This window comes from Bacillus sp. HSf4 (assembly GCF_029537375.1).
Classification (GTDB): domain Bacteria; phylum Bacillota; class Bacilli; order Bacillales; family Bacillaceae; genus Bacillus; species Bacillus sonorensis_A.
The window spans coordinates 3,115,134-3,132,341 of the sequence record NZ_CP120679.1 but is presented as its reverse complement, the minus strand read 5'-3'; the positions used below and the strand labels follow the sequence as shown (position 1 = coordinate 3,132,341).

At 44.4% G+C, this 17,208-nt stretch carries 15 protein-coding genes, 2 pseudogenes and 1 other annotated feature (1 of these 18 cut by a window edge); of the genes and pseudogenes, 11 read left to right on the top strand and 6 right to left on the bottom strand.

The window, feature by feature from the left end:
- Positions 1-160, top strand: a binding site (T-box leader); it begins 80 nt to the left of the window's first position.
- A 48-nt stretch (positions 161-208) separates the two neighbouring features.
- Together tyrS and P3X63_RS16135 are read left to right on the top strand one after the other, a co-directional pair.
- Positions 209-1,474 carry a tyrosine--tRNA ligase gene (tyrS, locus tag P3X63_RS16140; RefSeq protein WP_026588277.1) on the top strand — a complete coding sequence of 422 codons (1,266 nt, stop codon included), beginning with the start codon at positions 209-211 and terminating at the stop codon, positions 1,472-1,474.
- 130 nt (positions 1,475-1,604) lie between these two features.
- Positions 1,605-1,748, top strand: coding sequence for a hypothetical protein (locus P3X63_RS16135; RefSeq protein ID WP_179115700.1), 144 nt, complete (start codon positions 1,605-1,607; stop codon positions 1,746-1,748).
- Positions 1,749-2,086: 338 nt separating this feature from the next.
- Here the strand turns inward: P3X63_RS16135 and P3X63_RS16130 are convergent, their stop codons facing one another.
- On the bottom strand, positions 2,087-2,497 hold the full coding sequence (locus P3X63_RS16130) for an Lrp/AsnC family transcriptional regulator (RefSeq protein ID WP_026588275.1): 411 nt from the start codon (positions 2,495-2,497) through the stop codon (positions 2,087-2,089).
- Positions 2,498-2,666: 169 nt separating this feature from the next.
- Between P3X63_RS16130 and P3X63_RS16125 the strand changes: the two are divergent.
- Together P3X63_RS16125 and P3X63_RS16120 are read left to right on the top strand one after the other, a co-directional pair.
- Positions 2,667-3,082 (top strand): annotated as a pseudogene (locus P3X63_RS16125) (MBL fold metallo-hydrolase); the annotation flags it as partial.
- 6 nt (positions 3,083-3,088) lie between these two features.
- A pseudogene (locus P3X63_RS16120) lies at positions 3,089-3,664 on the top strand (peptidoglycan recognition protein family protein); the annotation flags it as partial.
- A gap of 282 nt (positions 3,665-3,946) precedes the next feature.
- On the opposite strand, the gene P3X63_RS16115 reads toward P3X63_RS16120, so the two are convergent.
- Positions 3,947-4,153, bottom strand: coding sequence for a hypothetical protein (locus P3X63_RS16115; protein WP_481748557.1), 207 nt, complete (start codon positions 4,151-4,153; stop codon positions 3,947-3,949).
- A gap of 394 nt (positions 4,154-4,547) precedes the next feature.
- A complete protein-coding gene (gene rpsD / locus P3X63_RS16110) occupies positions 4,548-5,150 on the bottom strand; it encodes a 30S ribosomal protein S4 (RefSeq protein WP_026588272.1) in 603 nt (200 codons plus the stop codon).
- Positions 5,151-5,482: 332 nt separating this feature from the next.
- Here rpsD and P3X63_RS16105 point away from each other — a divergent pair, with 332 nt between their 5' ends.
- Complete coding sequence (locus P3X63_RS16105; protein ID WP_026588271.1) at positions 5,483-7,198, top strand: sensor domain-containing diguanylate cyclase; 1,716 nt, start codon at positions 5,483-5,485, stop codon at positions 7,196-7,198.
- 14 nt (positions 7,199-7,212) lie between these two features.
- Here the strand turns inward: P3X63_RS16105 and P3X63_RS16100 are convergent, their stop codons facing one another.
- The gene (locus P3X63_RS16100) at positions 7,213-7,707 is read right to left on the bottom strand and encodes a GAF domain-containing protein (protein WP_026588270.1); all 495 of its coding nucleotides are present in this window, start codon (positions 7,705-7,707) and stop codon (positions 7,213-7,215) included.
- 128 nt (positions 7,708-7,835) lie between these two features.
- Between P3X63_RS16100 and refZ the strand changes: the two genes are divergently transcribed.
- Positions 7,836-8,474 carry a forespore capture DNA-binding protein RefZ gene (gene refZ, locus P3X63_RS16095; protein WP_077736203.1) on the top strand — a complete coding sequence of 213 codons (639 nt, stop codon included), beginning with the start codon at positions 7,836-7,838 and terminating at the stop codon, positions 8,472-8,474.
- On the opposite strand, the gene hisJ is transcribed toward refZ, so the two are convergent.
- Positions 8,471-9,280, bottom strand: coding sequence for a histidinol-phosphatase HisJ (gene hisJ, locus P3X63_RS16090; protein ID WP_026588268.1), 810 nt, complete (start codon positions 9,278-9,280; stop codon positions 8,471-8,473). The two genes, refZ and hisJ, sit on opposite strands and share 4 nt — an antisense overlap.
- 188 nt (positions 9,281-9,468) lie before the next feature.
- Here hisJ and ezrA point away from each other — a divergent pair, with 188 nt between their 5' ends.
- Positions 9,469-11,163, top strand: coding sequence for a septation ring formation regulator EzrA (gene ezrA / locus P3X63_RS16085; RefSeq protein ID WP_277691456.1), 1,695 nt, complete (start codon positions 9,469-9,471; stop codon positions 11,161-11,163).
- 89 nt (positions 11,164-11,252) lie between these two features.
- Here the strand turns inward: ezrA and brnQ are convergent, their stop codons facing one another.
- Positions 11,253-12,590 carry a branched-chain amino acid transport system II carrier protein gene (brnQ, locus tag P3X63_RS16080; RefSeq protein WP_277691454.1) on the bottom strand — a complete coding sequence of 446 codons (1,338 nt, stop codon included), beginning with the start codon at positions 12,588-12,590 and terminating at the stop codon, positions 11,253-11,255.
- Positions 12,591-12,784: 194 nt separating this feature from the next.
- On the opposite strand from brnQ, the gene P3X63_RS16075 reads away from it, so the two are divergent.
- From P3X63_RS16075 to mbcS, 4 genes are all read left to right on the top strand, one after another.
- Positions 12,785-13,930 (top strand): cysteine desulfurase family protein, encoded by a 1,146-nt coding sequence (locus tag P3X63_RS16075; RefSeq protein WP_026588265.1) that lies wholly within the window; start codon positions 12,785-12,787, stop codon positions 13,928-13,930.
- 8 nt (positions 13,931-13,938) lie between these two features.
- Positions 13,939-15,144 carry a tRNA uracil 4-sulfurtransferase ThiI gene (gene thiI, locus P3X63_RS16070; protein WP_077736205.1) on the top strand — a complete coding sequence of 402 codons (1,206 nt, stop codon included), beginning with the start codon at positions 13,939-13,941 and terminating at the stop codon, positions 15,142-15,144.
- 114 nt (positions 15,145-15,258) lie between these two features.
- Positions 15,259-15,471 (top strand): alpha/beta-type small acid-soluble spore protein, encoded by a 213-nt coding sequence (locus P3X63_RS16065; protein WP_077736206.1) that lies wholly within the window; start codon positions 15,259-15,261, stop codon positions 15,469-15,471.
- A 136-nt stretch (positions 15,472-15,607) separates the two neighbouring features.
- Positions 15,608-17,197: an acyl-CoA synthetase MbcS gene (gene mbcS, locus P3X63_RS16060; RefSeq protein ID WP_277691449.1), complete on the top strand. Its 1,590-nt coding sequence runs from the start codon at positions 15,608-15,610 to the stop codon at positions 17,195-17,197.
- Positions 17,198-17,208 lie beyond the last annotated feature (11 nt).

Here is a 17,208-nt window from a genome sequence, read left to right as displayed (position 1 = left end):
GATGGTTTGAATTACACTCATGAACCGCTTTTGCGAAAAAAGCCTCCCGGGCTTTGTGTAGCAGAAGAACGGAAGCTTTTCCGTTATCAATGAGAGTGAAAAGAGCGCGGCCATGCGTTCTTTTAAGCAGGGTGGTACCGCGATTTTTATCGTCCCTTCGTTTTTGCGAAGGGGCGTTTTATTTTTGGAAAAAAGGAGCTAAATGATGATGACACACTTACTTGATGATTTGTCCTTCAGGGGACTGATTCAGCAGCAAACCGATGAAGCAGGCTTGAGAGAACTGCTGGATTCAGAGAAAATCAGCTTATACTCCGGATTTGATCCGACAGCTGACAGTTTGCATATCGGGCATCTGCTGCCGATTTTAATGCTTCGCCGCTTCCAGCTGGCCGGACATCGTCCGATTGCACTCGTAGGCGGAGCAACGGGTCTGATCGGTGATCCGAGCGGAAAGAAAGCGGAGCGCACGCTGAACAATGAAGAAATCGTCCGCGAATGGTCGCAAAAAATCAAAAATCAGCTTTCGCGTTTCCTTGATTTTGAAGCCGGTGACAACCCGGCGGTGATGGCGAATAACTACGACTGGATCGGGCAAATGAACGTCATTGATTTCCTGCGCGATGTCGGCAAAAACTTCGGCATCAACTACATGCTTGCCAAGGATACGGTAAGCTCCAGAATCGAGACGGGCATATCTTATACTGAATTCAGTTACATGATCCTGCAGTCTCTCGATTTCTTGAATTTGTACAGAAACAAGGAATGCAAGCTGCAGATCGGCGGAAGCGACCAGTGGGGTAATATCACATCAGGCCTCGAGCTCATCCGCAAATCCGAAGAGAATGCAAAAGCTTTCGGATTGACGATTCCGCTTGTGACAAAAGCAGACGGCACGAAGTTCGGAAAAACCGAAGGCGGAGCGATCTGGCTTGATAAAGAGAAAACATCGGCCTACGAGTTCTACCAATTCTGGATCAACACAGATGACAGAGATGTCGTGAAATACTTAAAATACTTCACTTTCTTGTCCAAAGAAGAAATTGAAGATCTCGCTGAAAAAACAGAGACGGCGCCTGAAAAACGCGAAGCGCAAAAGCGCCTCGCCGAAGAAGTAACCGATCTTGTACACGGTCGTGAAGCACTTGAGCAGGCTGTCAACATCTCAAAAGCACTGTTCAGCGGAGATATCAAACAATTGACAGCTGAGGAAGTGAAGGTCGGCTTTAAAGGCGTACCTTCGCTGGAACTCGATCAGACAGCCGAATTGCCGCTTGTCGATGTGCTCGTCCAATCAAAACTTTCGCCTTCAAAACGTCAGGCTCGCGAAGACATTACAAACGGCGCGGTCTACATCAACGGCGAACGCCGTAATGACGTAGGCGCCGTCCTAGGCAGCGAAGACCGCATCGAAGGCCAGTTTACCGTCATTCGCCGCGGGAAAAAGAAATACTTCCTGCTGACTTACAAATAATCCATTGAAACCCTTGCTTAAACGGCAAGGGTTTTTTTATCAAAACGTTTGATGTATGTTCATTCAGGAAATGTCAAAAATAGATATAGAAAGTAAAGCGTTTCCATTCTCTAGTCGGGAGGAATTCAGAATGAACTTGTTTATTGCCGCGAAAGAAAAATTCAAAGAAGATTATCAAAAGCAGCTTGAAGCTGTACGAAAAACACAGGCCGAACAGACAGTGGACGGCTTTAATCAATTGAACGATTCGGAAGAGACGAAGCGTTTAAAATAAAAAAACGGCGAATTCATGCCGGGGGGCACTGTCATCATGAATTCGCCGTTCTAAAGCAGACGGCTTTTAGCAGACATTATAAAGCAACGTATGAGCCCGGGACATTCGAACCCGGAAACGTTCTAATAAAATGGAACCGAAAAAGCAGGGATCATCCCGCTTTTTCTTTTTGTGTTGATTCATTAAAAATGCCGACATTGTGATGTTATTAATCGAAAAAATATGAATGCGAATAATGCCGAGCCCCACCAAATAGATTCATATTCTTCTACGCGCATTCATTTAGATCCAAGAATATCAAAGAGCAGAGCAATATAATCCCGCAAAGAATGGATGCACTATTTACTAATCACAATCGACAACTTATAATTGGCATGCTTGTTCAAGCCGATTAAAAATTGGTCTAAATGTTCATTGGATGGAAATTTGCATTCAAGCAGATAGCAGCCATCCCCGCTGATTTTATAGTTGTTGATGATGTGTTTCTCTTGTGCGTTGATAAATGAAAGATAAGGCTGGTGATGAGTGCTTTTGGTGTAGATATTGATAAACGCGTGGATAAAACACCCTAGTTTCACTTGATTCGCTTTAATGGTATAGCCTTCAATCACCCCGCTATCTTCTAATTTCGCAACTCTGGTTGCGGCAGCTTGCCCTGTCAAATGAACTTTTTCTCCCAATTCCTTCATCGTCATCCGGCTGTTTTTCGAAAGCTCTTCTAATATCCGCAAATCTGTATGATCAAGCATCTAATCAAATCCTTTCTCAAATGCGATCGACCTAAAACATTCCGGCACAAAATAAAATACGTTTTTTCAAACATCAAGTCAAACAGAAAAAAGACTTGATCTTAACTATGTAAATCTCAAGGGATCATAGTATAAACTATCGATAAGACAAAGAAAAGGAATCATAACCATGGATATTCAACAAATTCGCAATGCTACACTAGTCGTCGAATATGCAGGCAAAAAGTTTCTCATAGATCCAATGTTAGCTGGGAAAGGGACTTACCGCCTTTTCCAAATTCGCTAAGGCTGCCGACATCAATGGATCATTTGATTCGGAATCCGGATGCTGTGATTGTAACATATCCGCATTTGGATCATTTTGATGATGCTGTCAAAGAAGTGCTTGTCCAAAATGAAGCGGATGCTGGGGAAGAGAGAAAGACCGGTTTTCTAATGTAGAGGTTTTAACAAAAGATGCGGTTTTTGAGGGAATTCAATTCATCAAATCAAAAGGCGAACGCGGAAGAGGAGAAGATGTTGTATGCAGCAGGAGATACAGTTTGGGATGAAGGGATTCAAGCAGAAATGAATGAACATCAGCCGGGGTATCAGTACATCATTCCTGAAAATGAGGGCACCTACATATGCACACGACAAAAATCGCTGTTATGTCAGTTTTTTAAAGCCGAGCGAAAATACAACAGCGATAGACGTTGAAATGTGTGTCGAAAAAGACGGCAAGATTCACAGTGAAACAGTTCAGAATACTGCTGAACTGGTCACCCATCTGTGCAAGCGTTACGGTTTGTCTACAAATAAGATCGTTCGCCATTACGACGTAACAAACAAAAATTGCCCGGCTCCGTGGGTAAGAGATTCAAGTCAATTATCGGCATTACGCAAAAAATTTGACAGCCTGCTCGGTCAAACGGTATCAGAAAAGAAAGCATCCGCAAGCCAGTCGAGCAAATCCACCGGCACGATCTTGAAAAAAGGATCGTCAGGCCCCAAAGTCAAGACCTTGCAAAAACGTCTGATTGCCGCGGGCTTCTCGTTACCTAAATTCGAGGCCAATGGCTCTTATGGTATGAAACTGTGCAGGCTGTCAAATCCCTTCAAAAAAGAGCTGGAATTGCGGCAGATAGCATTTACGGACCAAAGACTAAGGGGAAACTTGAGTCGTTACTGAAATAGAAAAGAAGGCGCCGCAACCGGCGCCTTGAACACAAAAATTATGTTTGTTTCTTACTTTATTCTAATCTTGAATACGGATTTTCAATGTTTCCTTCTAATTCCTCTATAGTTTCCTCAATAAGCTCTCAAGGTCGTACCCAAATCCGGCTCTAACTGCATCATAAACTCCTGCAAATTCCAAACCAGTCTTTCCCATTCGCTTTTTTCAACATCTTCAGGAACGGTGTAAGTAGGTTCTAGCTTGACGATTATATCACCATCTATATAAGCTCACTACACTGTGTCATTATAAAGAGTATATTTCTTTTCTAGCTTTTCTAACTCCTCTTCACTATACACTTTCTTAGAAACTTTTTGTGCCGCCAATTTTGTTGTTCGATCAGGGTCGGCGAGAGTATTCATTTCAGTGTCTTCTTTGTTTCCGACTTTTTTCAACATAACACCCATCGCTGTTTCTTGATTTCCACTCAGGGTATCCATCTCATCTGGCTTTAAAATTGATCCTTTCTGATTGAAATGGCGAAAAAATACAGACCCTATGATGAGTAAAGCCCTTCCAGCTGTGAGAAGGGCTTACTTTATTTCCACGCCGACGACATTTTAAATTTAATGAGGTTGTTGGTGTTTCCTTTTGAATCCACGACATGAAAAAAACCTTGCGGATCTGATTTATGTAATGAATTTTTCCTTCCATATAAATGATTTCCCCGGTTTCCGCTCCATTTAAAAAGGGAACGGCTCCCAAACTTCCCCCAAACCAATGGGGGAGAGAATACAATATTCCACAAAGCAGAGAGCAAACAAAAAACCCTAGAATCGTTGGTATATCAACGATTCTAGGGTTTTTGCCGATGCTCTTTACAGAGCATTTGTTTTAACGAGAGTAGAACTCAACGATCAACGCTTCGTTAATTTCAGCAGGGAGCTCAGAGCGCTCTGGAAGGCGAGAGAACGTACCCTCAAGTTTTTCAGCGTCAAATGTTACGTATTCAGGAACGAAGTTGTTCACTTCAACCGCTTCTTTGACGATGGAAAGATCTTTTGATTTTTCGCGAAGGCCGATTGTTTGACCAGGTTTTACTTGGTAAGACGGAATATCAACGCGGCTTCCGTCAACAAGAATATGACCGTGGTTTACCAATTGGCGTGCTTGGCGGCGAGTGCGCGCTAAGCCAAGGCGGTATACGATGTTGTCAAGGCGAGATTCAAGAAGAATCATGAAGTTTTCACCGTGTTTACCGGCCATTTTCGCAGCTCTGTCAAAAAGATTGCGGAATTGGCGCTCATTTACACCGTACATATGGCGAAGCTTTTGCTTTTCTTGCAATTGCAAACCATATTCTGATAATTTTTTACGCTGTCCCGGACCGTGCGGACCTGGCGCGTAAGGACGTTTTTCTAATTCTTTACCCGTCCCGCTTAAGGAGATTCCTAAACGGCGGGATATTTTCCAGCTTGGACCTGTATAGCGAGCCATAATGTGACTCCTCCTTTGGTTTTATTTTTGTGAAAATAAAACCCATCTGTTCAATTCAGCCATGTCCATTTTGTTTTCATGTATCCTCGCTCCAGCAGCAAAGAGTTACACGATACACCTTATATATAAGGAACAAAATGAAACACGGAAGCAGAACAAAAAGGCTGCAATATTTCACACAAAGTCGATTATATAATGTCCTAGGGTTAAAGTCAACCACATATGGACAGGCTTAAAATGGATTTAAAACACATACCGGGATATAGTCCTGTTTTTATGATATAATTAGGAAAATAAGATTAGATTTCAATGGATGTTTTTGGGTGATATTAATGAATAGACAAACTGAAGACCTATATCTCTCTTTTCATCAGGAGCTTCTCCAATTTTTGTTAAAAAAGCCGGCTCTTTCATACAATAACTCTGTCGTTTGGCTGAAAGAGGCAGCAGAGTCATTTTTCTCGCCGATTTCCTTGACTTTGCAAGCCTCTTCTCATAAGCCGGCGAAGCTGAAAGACCGTAACGATTCAATCAGCTGTATCAATGATTATTATACCATTATAACAATAGAAAGAAACAGTAAATATATCGAACTTATAAGTCTAAAGAATCGTAAAATACCGAAAAATCTGGCTGAATCGATTTATATGTTTTTGAAACATTGTACAGAGCTCGAAAAAACACATAGGGATACGCTTCGCAAAACAAGAATTTATAAAGAGACGGAACGGGTTCATGGGCTGATGGATCAAGAAAAAGTTCTCAAAACGATGCTCGAGAGTTTGAGGGGTATTTTTCCTGATTTAACCTACTGCCTTTTTTTATCCTTTGATCAGGATCAATACATCAATCTGCCTGCAAAAGAAATCGATGTTCAAAATGAGACGACTGATCCCTTTGCATTGGAGGCTTATTTGTCAGGGAAGCGGAAGCAGAAGGATGATTCAATCGTTTATATTCCGATTAAAGGAAGACAGGGGACTTACGGTGTTTTGAAAGCATCGGGACCCGATGCTGCCGGAATGGCTGAGGAAATATGCGTCATTTCGAATGCGGCAGGTACAGCCTTTGAAAATTCCCGGCTCTATGAGCAATCCAAAAATATGATTTCGAATTTGGAGCTGATCAACGAAACCTCCCATCAGCTGAACAGGACAAAACAGCTTCCTGATATGATGAAAAACTTGTCCGACAGGCTGATCGGCTCATTCGGGGCTGAGGAAGTCGGCTTTTTTTATCACAATCATTTGGAAGAAGAGAATTTGCTGCCAGGGAGCACAAGCTTTTTTGAAACGGATGCAGCAGATCCTTATATTCGCTATGTTAAAGAAAAAGTATCCGAAGAGAACGGAGTGTTTGTCGGAAACGGCTCTACACTGTTCGGACAGGACGGATATGCTTCATTAATGGGTGTTCCTATGCTTGAAAATAATGAAAACAAAGGGTTTGTCATCGTTTTGAAAAAAAACGCCTGTTCGTTTACTTTTGAGATGTTCAAGCTGTTCCAGACGCTTATCCGGCATTCCACTCTGGCCGTTTCAAATTCAATGCTTCGCGATCGGCTGAAGTATCTTGTTCAGACGGATCGCCTGACAGAGCTATATTCCAGAAGCTTTCTTGATGAAAAGATTCAATACAGCATGAAGGCTGACCAAAGCGGAGTGTTTTTGTTAATCGACATTGATGATTTTAAACAGATCAATGACACCTACGGACACCAGAAAGGCGATGAGATTCTCATCCAAGTGTCCCGGGCGATTCAGCGAAACATTCGCGAGCAGGATGTCGGGGCAAGGTGGGGCGGAGAAGAGCTGGCGATATACCTTCCGAAAGCCGATTTGCATGCTGGGAAAATGCTGGCAGGCCGATTGATTGCGCTTGTCAGGGAGTGCACGAATCCGCAAGTCACGATCTCCTGCGGGATATCCTGTTGGTCAATGAATTGTCCGAAAACCTTGGCGTCTCTTGTAAAACAGGCGGATATTGCCCTGTACGATGCCAAGCGAAACGGTAAAAACAAACTTAGCGTCTACAACGCTTCTTCATGAAAAAAGAGCCGGTTTTACCGGCTCTTTTCGCTTAAGCGTTCTCCAAGTTTTTCGGTGAATTTTTTCAAGTAAAGTTCATCGGTTTCATCGAAACGGTTTTTAATCGGGCTGTCTATATCAAGCACTCCGACCATCTCCCCGTTGATTTCAAGAGGGATCACGATTTCGGATTGTGATGCCGCATCACATGCGATATGTCCCGGGAAGGCGTTGACATCGGCAACGCGTTCGATCCGGGCGTTTGCATAAGCTGTGCCGCAGACCCCTTTTCCAACCGGAATCCGCACACAGGCAGGGAGCCCTTGGAATGGCCCGAGCACAAGCTCACCGTCTTTGGCGAAATAAAAGCCGGCCCAGTTGATGTTTTCCAATGAGTGATACAAGAGTGCGGAGGCGTTCGACACATTCGCTATCAAATCGGTTTCGCCTTCTGTGAGCGCATCGATTTGTTTGAGAAGCAGCTCGTATTTTTTTTCTTTGCCGCCTTCTGTTTTTTCGACATGAAACATTGTATTTCCCTCGCTTTTTCTTTAAAATGCCAATTTTGCGCTTGGCGTGATGCTATTTGTCGAGCACTTTTTACAGGAACAATCCCAGATGAAGTGGAATTGTTTTAAGTAAGAAGGGGTGAAGCAAAATGGGATCAAACTCTTTTTTAACCACAAAGGACAGGATCATCGAATCCGCTATTGCGCTGTTTAACCAAAAGGGGTTTACAGGAACGTCCGTCCGTGAAATTGCAGCAGCAGCGAATGTCAATGTGGCCCACATCTCCTATTATTTTAACGGAAAAGGCGGTTTGATGGAGCATTTAGTATCCCGTTTTTATGAAGGCTATTTAAAAATCCTTGAGAACGGCCATGAGCGTCTTCAGGACCTCAATGCAAAAGACTGCCTTCTTCAATTGGTTTTTGATATTCTATCGTATCAGCATGAACACCGTCAATTAACTCGATTCGTCTACCGTGAAGTGACGATTGATTCGACGCTGATCCGCGAAGTGATGTCGACATATTTGACAAAAGAAAAGTACATTCTCCACCTGATCATCGAAAAAGGAAAACAGGACGGTGAATTCTCCCGTTTTCCGCTTTCTCATTTTATGATTCAGCTGAAGTCCCTTTTGATGATGCCCTATCTGCAGCCTCAGTATATCTCTGAAGTGCTTTATCTGCAGCCTCATGAACCTTATTTTTATCAGGCGTATTATAAAGAGGTGAAAACTTGGATCATCAGCCTCTTGTACAGAGAACAGCAGCACATTGCCGCCATTTAGCCAAAGCGGCGTTCAAAATGTTCGTAACCAAACCCGGCATCCTTAGCTTGATGGGCATCAGACCCATAAACAAGCGGGATGTTTTTTTTCGCCGCTTCCTCGATCATCCACTCTTCCAAATAAATGTCACCGGCATAAGGCTTGCGCAGACCCGCTGTATTAAAATCGAGCTCAAGGCCGCGTTTTGCGGCTTCGTCCAAACAGGAGGAAGCCAGCCTCCGGACAGGTTCAGACATGGAATAAGGGTAGAGCTGAACAAATTTTTTCACCAGCGTTATATGGCCGATTCGTTTTGGCTTATAGGTGCCGAGCGGTGATACAATGGAAGAAAAGATTTCCTGAAAATAGGTTAGGTACACCTGCTCGATGCTCCCATGACAGTCAATCAGGTTTTGGAATGCATCTTCATCATAATCAAGGCAGATGTGTGAGGAGTCCGCCGGCAAAAAATGAACCGAAAGGATGCTGTCGTCAAGGAAAGACCCGTACGTATCAAGAAACGTTTTGATTTCATGCTCAAAGGCGCGGATATAGTCAACTTCCAGGCCGATCAAAATATCGATCTGTCCTGTATACTCTTCCTTCAAGCGCTTGAGGATTCCAAGGTAATCCTCAAGGGCGGACATCGGTATGGCGCTGTCTTGTTTGGGGGTCGGATCGATGAAAGAGGGCGGAAGCGGAGCATGCTCCGTAAAGGAAACGGAATCGAAGCCTTTTTTGCATAATTCTTCTATATAATATCTGAATTGATCGTTTGATCCGTGCGGACAAAAAGGAGAATGAACATGACCGTCTCGTTTCAGCATGATGTCACCCCGTAAAAAAATAGTCAGATGTTGTCACTTTGATGTAAAAAAATTAAAAATTCTGCTCAAAAAATGTTGGTTACATGGTATCATAAGAACAATGAAAACGATAGCTAAACTTTTAGTTTTACATACAATTTCAAATATCATACCCTGACAGAACAAGTTAAACAGCAAGGGGGCTCATTATGGAGTTTGTCATCGGCTTATTGGCGTTATTTTTAATCTTATTCGCTACAGGCTACTTATTCAGGAGAAATATATATAAAGAAATTGACCGTTTGGAAGCGTGGAAAATTGAAATACTGAACCGTTCAATTGTGGAAGAAATGTCAAAAATCAAGCATTTAAAGATGACGGGTCAGACGGAAGAGTTCTTTGAGAGATGGCGCAATGAATGGGATGAAATCGTGACTGCGCACATGCCCAAAGTTGAAGAGCTGCTGTTTGAGGCGGAGGATTGCGCCGACAAGTACCGCTTTCAAAAATCAAAGCAGGTGCTCGCCCACATCGAGAACCTGTTGTCGGCGGCTGAATCCAATATTGAAGAGATTTTAAAGGAAATCGCCAATCTCGTCTCAAGCGAAGAACAAAACCGCAAGGAAATTGAAGAAATTAAAGAGCAGTATACAAAAATACGCAAAAATCTGTTGGCTTACAGCCATCTATACGGAGATCTCTATCCGAAAATAGAGGCGGATCTTGATTCGGTGTGGGAAGGAATTAAACAGTTCGAAGCCGAAACAGACGGCGGGAACTACATAGAAGCAAGAAAAGTGTTGCTTGCGCAGGACCGCTTGCTTGAAGAGCTTCAATCACATATAGACGACGTGCCGAAGCTGCTTGCCGGCTGCAAACAGACGGTGCCGAACGAGCTGGTGAAGCTGAAAGCCGGCTATCAGGAAATGATCGATAAAGGCTACAAGCTCGATCATATTCAAATTGAAAAGGAACTGGAAAACCTTGAAAAAGAACTGAAACGCGCGGAAGATGCGCTTTTGAGCGAGCTGAATTTGGAAGAAGCCGCTGCGACGATGCAGATGATTGAAGAAACGATTCAGACGTTGTACACCCAGCTTGAACAAGAGGTCGAAGCCGGCAGGGTGATCCTCGCTAAAATGCCTGAGCTGGCCGCCGCATTGGAAAAGCTTGAAACCAACAAGCAGGATACAAAAGCAGAGACCGATCTTGTGAAGGAAAGCTATCGGCTTTCAACGGGTGAACTGGAGAAGCAGCAGTCGTATGAAAAGCGTCTTGAACTGATAGAAAAACAATTTGAACAGGTAAAAGAGAGGCTTGATCAGAAGCATGTCGCATACTCCCTCCTGAAGGAAGAGCTTCTGGACATCGAAAAGCAGCTGGAAGCGGCTCAAAAGGAGTATGATGAGTACAGAGACATGCTGCAATTGCTGAGAAAAGAAGAACTCCAGGCGAGAGAGCTCCTTCAGCAGTTGAAGCAGACGATTACACATACCGCAAGGCGCTTGGAAAAAAGCAATGTACCGGGCATTCCGGCATCTATAACAGAAAGAATAGAGCAGTCCCGCTCCGCCGTACAAAAAGTGAATGAGCAGCTGCAAATGCTGCCGCTCAACATGGAGGCGGTCAACGAGCGTTTACAGGGCGCTGAGAGCCTTGTCACAGAAGTGAAACAAGAAACAGATGATTTAGTCGATAAAGTAAGGATGATCGAGCGCATCATTCAGTACGGCAACCGCTTCAGAAGTCAGAACCATGCGCTTTCTGAGCAGTTGAAGGAAGCGGAGAACCGCTTCTACTCCTATGAGTATGATGAAGCTTACGAGTTAGCCGCAAGAGTGGTGGAAAAAGCGTCTCCCGGAGCGGTAGGCCGTTTGGAAGCAGAGGCGCGCGACACTGAATAAAAAGACCGGCACTTTTAGAAAGTGCCGGTCTTTTCGATTTCCCCTCATCAAAACCCCTCCGCATCACACGGAGGGGTTTGTTGTCTGCATCAGCTTACTTTTCTTAAACGGTCGGCCTGTGAAGGGATGAAAAAGGTCGTAATATATCCGATTACAGCACCGATGAGGGCCGGAACAACCCAGCCGACACCGTTAGAGTAGAGCGGAATGTATTGGCCTAAAATGTCATTAAGCGGTCCTAACGGAATTTTAGCAGCGTTTAAACCGTCAATAATACTGAAAATTCCGGTCGGAATTAGGGCGCCGATATACACTTCGCGCCGTTCTTTAAACAGCTTGTCAATAAATGAAAACAATACAACGACGATGGCAAGCGGATAAATCGCCGAAAGAATCGGCACGGAAAACGAAATGATTTCAGTCAGACCGAAATTGGAAATCGCAAGACTGAAAAGAGTGACGATGATCACGACAGTTTTATAGGAAAGCTTTGGAATCAGCTTTGAAAAGTACTCGCCGCAAGAAGAGACAAGTCCTACACTCGTCGTCAGGCAGGCGAACAAAATCGCGATTCCGAGAACGGCATTGCCGAGTGATCCGAATAAATACGCCGAAGCTTTCGACAGGATTTCCCCGCCGTTATCCAGTGATCCCACTGTATCAACACTCGTGGCTCCCAAATAAGCGAGTGAGACATATACCAATCCAAGACCGACGGCAGCCACAACCCCTGCTTTGATGCAGGAAGCGGCAATTGATTTAGGGTTTGTCACACCGCGATCTTTAATCGCATTGATGACAACAATTCCAAAAACGATCGATGCAATGGCATCCATTGTTTTATAGCCTTCCAAAAATCCGACGAACAGCGGTGCGGACTGATAAGCTTCTGTCACAGAACCAATGCTGCCCATCGGCGTCACAAACGCTTTAATGACTAAGAGGGCGATGACAGCCAATAATATCGGTGTCAATATTTTGCCGATCCGGTCAACAAGCTTGCTTGGATTTAATGCTAAAAAGTATGTGATACCGAAGAAAATTAAGGTAAAAATAAACAGGTAAAGATTTGATGAATGTTTTCCTAAAAAAGGTTCAACAGCGATAACATACGAAACGTTCCCCGTTCTCGGGATCGCAAACAACGGTCCGATCGTTAAATAAATGCTGACGATTAAAATCGTTCCGAAAACCGGGTGCGCTTTGTCGGCCAATCCTTTTGCGCTCCCGGTCAGAGCGACCGCAATAACCCCAAGCAGCGGCAGCCCGACGCCTGTGAGCAAGAACCCGGTGATGGCCGGCCATACATGTTCTCCCGCAGCCTGACCAAGCTGGGGAGGAAATATCATATTTCCCGCTCCGAAAAAGAGAGCGAAGAGCATGAGCCCGATCGCAGTCGTTTCCTTAGCGGATAGTGAAGTTTTCATTAAAAAGAACCTCCTGGCGATGTTTAAATTTTCTGTCAATTAGTTTTTGCGATATAGTATGACAAAAGTCCAAAGACTATTATATTTTAAAAATCAGAGAAGTCAAACACTTTTATTTTTAATTTTCAATTACAAGTTGTTATGATAACATATACAGTCATGAAAAAGAACGTTCAATTTTAAAGGAGAAGGTCATGATTTATCTTGATAACAGTTCGACAACCAAACCTTATCAGGAAATATTACAAATTTATGAACAAGTAAATCAGCGCTTCTTTGGCAATCCTTCGTCATTGCACCGCCATGGTGTTGAAGCAGATCAATTATTGACTGAGGCGAGACAGCAGATCAAATCGGCTCTGTCTCTCAGCCGCTATGATGTCGTATTTACATCAGGTGCATCAGAAGCCAACAATATGGCGCTCAAAGGAACGGCACTGGCTCATCAGCATAAGGGAAAACATATCATCACTTCTTCCATAGAACACCCTTCAGTCTCAGAATCATTGGAGCAGCTGAAGGAGGCGTTCGATTTTGAGGTCACATATCTCCCTGTTGACGGCCAGGGCTTTGTTTCACCCGAACAGTTGGAAAAAGCGCTTCGCAAAGATACGATTCTTGTCAGCGTTATGCATGTCAATAATGAAACAGGCGCCATTCAGCCGATAGAAGAAATCGGAAGAATCGTTAAAGAAAAGAGCCGTGCATACTTTCATGTTGATTATGTTCAAGGCATCAACAAGGTTCCTCTCGACATCACCCGTTCAGCGATTGACCTTTGCACGATCTCAGGCCATAAATTTCACGGGTTAAAAGGAACCGGCGCCCTTATACTAAAAGAGGAGCTTACGCTTTTTCCGTTAATCTCGGGCGGAGAACAGCAAAACAACCGAAGAGCCGGAACCGAAAACACCGCAGGCGCAGTTTCGCTTGCAAAAGCCGTCAACATGTCTTCAAAGGATTATGACGATTATATAGAAGAAATGAAAGCGGCAAAATCGGACATGATCAGAGAGCTAAAAGAGATAAAAGGTGTGATATTAAATACGCCGGAAACCGGCAGTGCGCCGCATATTATTAATTTCTCCGTTCCCGGAATGAAAGCTGAAGTTCTCTTGCATATGCTTGAAGAACGAGATATTTTTGTATCGACGACATCCGCATGTTCATCAAAACAGCATAAACCAAGCAAGGTGCTGTCAGCCATGGGCAAAGGGGACGAGGCCGCCAAAAGCAGCATCAGAGTCAGCCTGACTTACCGCGATGGCAGAGAAACAGTCGAGCCGTTTATGACGGCCTTAAAAGAAAGTTTACACAAATTAAAAGGAATTATGAGGTAGGGAAACAGATGAAATACGATTACATTTTAATCCGCTTTGGTGAAATCTCAACAAAAGGAAAGAACAGACGGCTTTTTGTCGACCGGCTGAAAAGGAACATGAAAATGGTCCTCCGCGATTTTAAGAACATCCGTTATGAGTCAACCCGTGACAGAATGACCCTGATGTTAAACGGCGAGGATGCGGAGCCCGTCATCGCCCGCTTAAAGCATGTGTTCGGGATTCAGTCCTTCAGCCTCGCCGTCAAATGCGAGACAAACTTGGACAGCATAAAAGAGACGGCTCTCGCCTCTGTTCAACAGCAATACAAGCCTGGGGACACATTTAAAGTATCCACTAAAAGAGCCTATAAGCAGTTTGAATTAAACACGAATGAAATGAATGCCGAAATCGGCGGTCATATTTTGCGAAATACAGACGGCCTGTCCGTTGACGTTCACTCGCCTGATATCCATTTAAGGATCGAGATCAGAGAGGATGCCACTTATTTGACGTTCAGGGATGAAAAAGGCGCCGGAGGTCTGCCTGTCGGAAGCGGAGGAAAAGCGATGCTGATGATCTCGGGCGGGATTGACAGCCCTGTTGCCGGCTTCTACGCAATGAAGCGCGGACTTGAAATTGAAGCCGTCCACTTCTTCAGCCCGCCATACACAAGTGAACGGGCCAAGCAAAAAGTCATTGATCTGACCGAGCGTCTCACAGCGTTCGGCGGGGACATCAAGCTTCATATCGTTCCGTTTACAAAAACGCAGGAACTCATTCAAAAACAAATTCCGGAAAACTATTCGATGACTGCGACGCGCAGACTCATGCTGCAGATTGCAGACAAGCTTCGCGAACGGCATAATGCCCTGGCCATCTTTACCGGAGAAAGCCTCGGGCAAGTGGCAAGCCAGACGCTGGAGAGCATGTATGCCATCAATGCCGTTACGAGCACACCGGTTTTGCGGCCGCTGATCGGAATGGATAAAACAGAGATCATCGAAAAAGCGAAAGAAATCGACACGTATGATATCAGCATTCGTCCATATGAAGACTGCTGCACGATCTTTACTCCTACAGCGCCGAAAACACGCCCGAAAAAAGAAAAAATCGAGCACTTTGAAAGCTATACGGATTTTGAACCGCTCATTCAAGAAGCGGTCGAAAAAACGGAAACGATCGTATTAAGCAGCAAAAAAGAAGCGAAAGATAAATTTGCCGACTTTTTTTAAAGCTGTTTGGCGGCACACCGTTTTGTCTGTTTTTATTGCATACAATTACCAATCATTATTTGCATGAAGTCATGTGTTTTTACACAATCTATACTCACAAGGAGGTGAGAACACATGGCTCAACAAAACAGACAAAACAGTTCTAACCAACTATTGGTTCCTGGCGCTGCTCAAGCTATCGACCAAATGAAGTTTGAAATCGCTTCTGAATTCGGCGTTAACCTTGGTGCAGACACTACTTCTCGTGCAAACGGTTCAGTTGGAGGAGAAATCACTAAGCGTTTAGTTTCTTTCGCTCAACAGCAAATGGGTGGACCACAACAATAACCTGAAAATTGAAAAGCAATGGATAATGGGTGGGGTTTTCCCCACTCTTTTTATATTGGCAAAAAAGGAAAATGGTTCAGAATACATAAAGGGTTATGTATAATAGAAAGACGGCAAAAGATGAGAGGTGTATGCGTTGAGAAGAGAAGATTTGATAGCGCCGCTTAAGTACAATGCGGTTGATGAAATTGAAAAGTTTAAGGCTTCTTCAAATAAAACGGCTTTCATTTGGGAAGATGAAGCAGGGCGCAAATTGTCGTGGACCTATCATGATCTGATCGAAAAGGCGGATAAAATCGGCAGCGTTTTAACGGGGAAGGGACTGAAAAAAGGCGACAAGCTGATCGTGATGATGCCGCGCGTTTTGGAAACGTATGCTGTCTACATGGCGATTTTAAAAGCGGGAATGGTGGTCATCCCTTGCTCTGAAATGCTTCGGGGAAAAGACTTGGAATATAGAATCAAACATGCCGGTGTAAAGGGGGCAATTGTCTATTCGTCATTTGCCGATTCTTTCCGGGAAGTCGAGTCTGTCGGCGGGCTGACGGCATTTTCAGTCGGAGAAGGCCAAGAAGGATGGATCGATCTTTCTAAAGAAATGGACCAAGCAAACGGAGCGGAATTTCAAGCTGCGGATACATCCCGGGATGATATTGCATTTATTTCCTATACATCAGGCACGACAGGTCAGCCGAAAGGCGTCGTTCATACACACGGCTGGGCGTATGCCCATTTAAGAACGACGGCTGCCGCATGGCTTGCGATCGAAGAAAACGACCTCGTCTGGGCGACGGCTGGACCCGGATGGCAAAAATGGGTGTGGAGTCCCTTTTTAGCCGTACTGGGAAGCGGTGCGACAGGATTTGTCTATCATGGAAAATTCGATCCGGAAACCTATTTGGAGCTGATGGAGCGCTATCAAATCAATGTGCTGTGCTGCACCCCGACAGAGTACAGGTTTATGGCGAAGGTCAATGATTTGTCAACCTTTGATCTTTCATCCGTACATAGCGCGGTTTCAGCGGGTGAACCTTTAAACAGGGAAGTCATCGACACGTTTAAAAAGCATTTTCATGTGGATGTGCGCGACGGATACGGACAAACGGAGAGCACGCTGCTCGTCGGTGTGCTGAAAGGGATGGAAATCAAGCCTGGAAGCATGGGAAAACCGACTCCCGGAAACATCGTTGACATTGTGAACGTGGACGGGAAAGTCTGCGCCCCGAATGAAACGGGGGATATTGCCGTGCATTTGAGCACACCGGCTTTGTTTAAAGAATATTATCAAGATCCGGAAAGAACGCAACACCAAAGACGAGGGGATTATTTTATCACCGGGGATAAGGGCCGGAAAGATGAAGACGGGTATTTTTGGTTTGAAAGCCGCAGCGATGACATTATTATCAGTTCCGGCTACACGATCGGGCCCTTTGAAGTCGAAGATGCGCTCATCAAACATCCGGAGGTCAAAGAATGTGCGGTGGTCGGGAGCCCTGATGACATTAGGGGATCGATCGTCAAAGCGTACGTTGTCTTAAAGGATATGTCCCGTGGGGACGAACGCCTCGCAAAAGAATTGCAAAATCATGTGAAGGCCATGACCGCGCCTTATAAATATCCCCGGGAGATTGAATTCATTGAAGAATTGCCGAAAACGCCTTCAGCGAAGATCAGGCGTTTTGAACTCAGACAACGGGAAATCGCCCGTAAAACGAAAGCTGAATAACCAAACAAGAG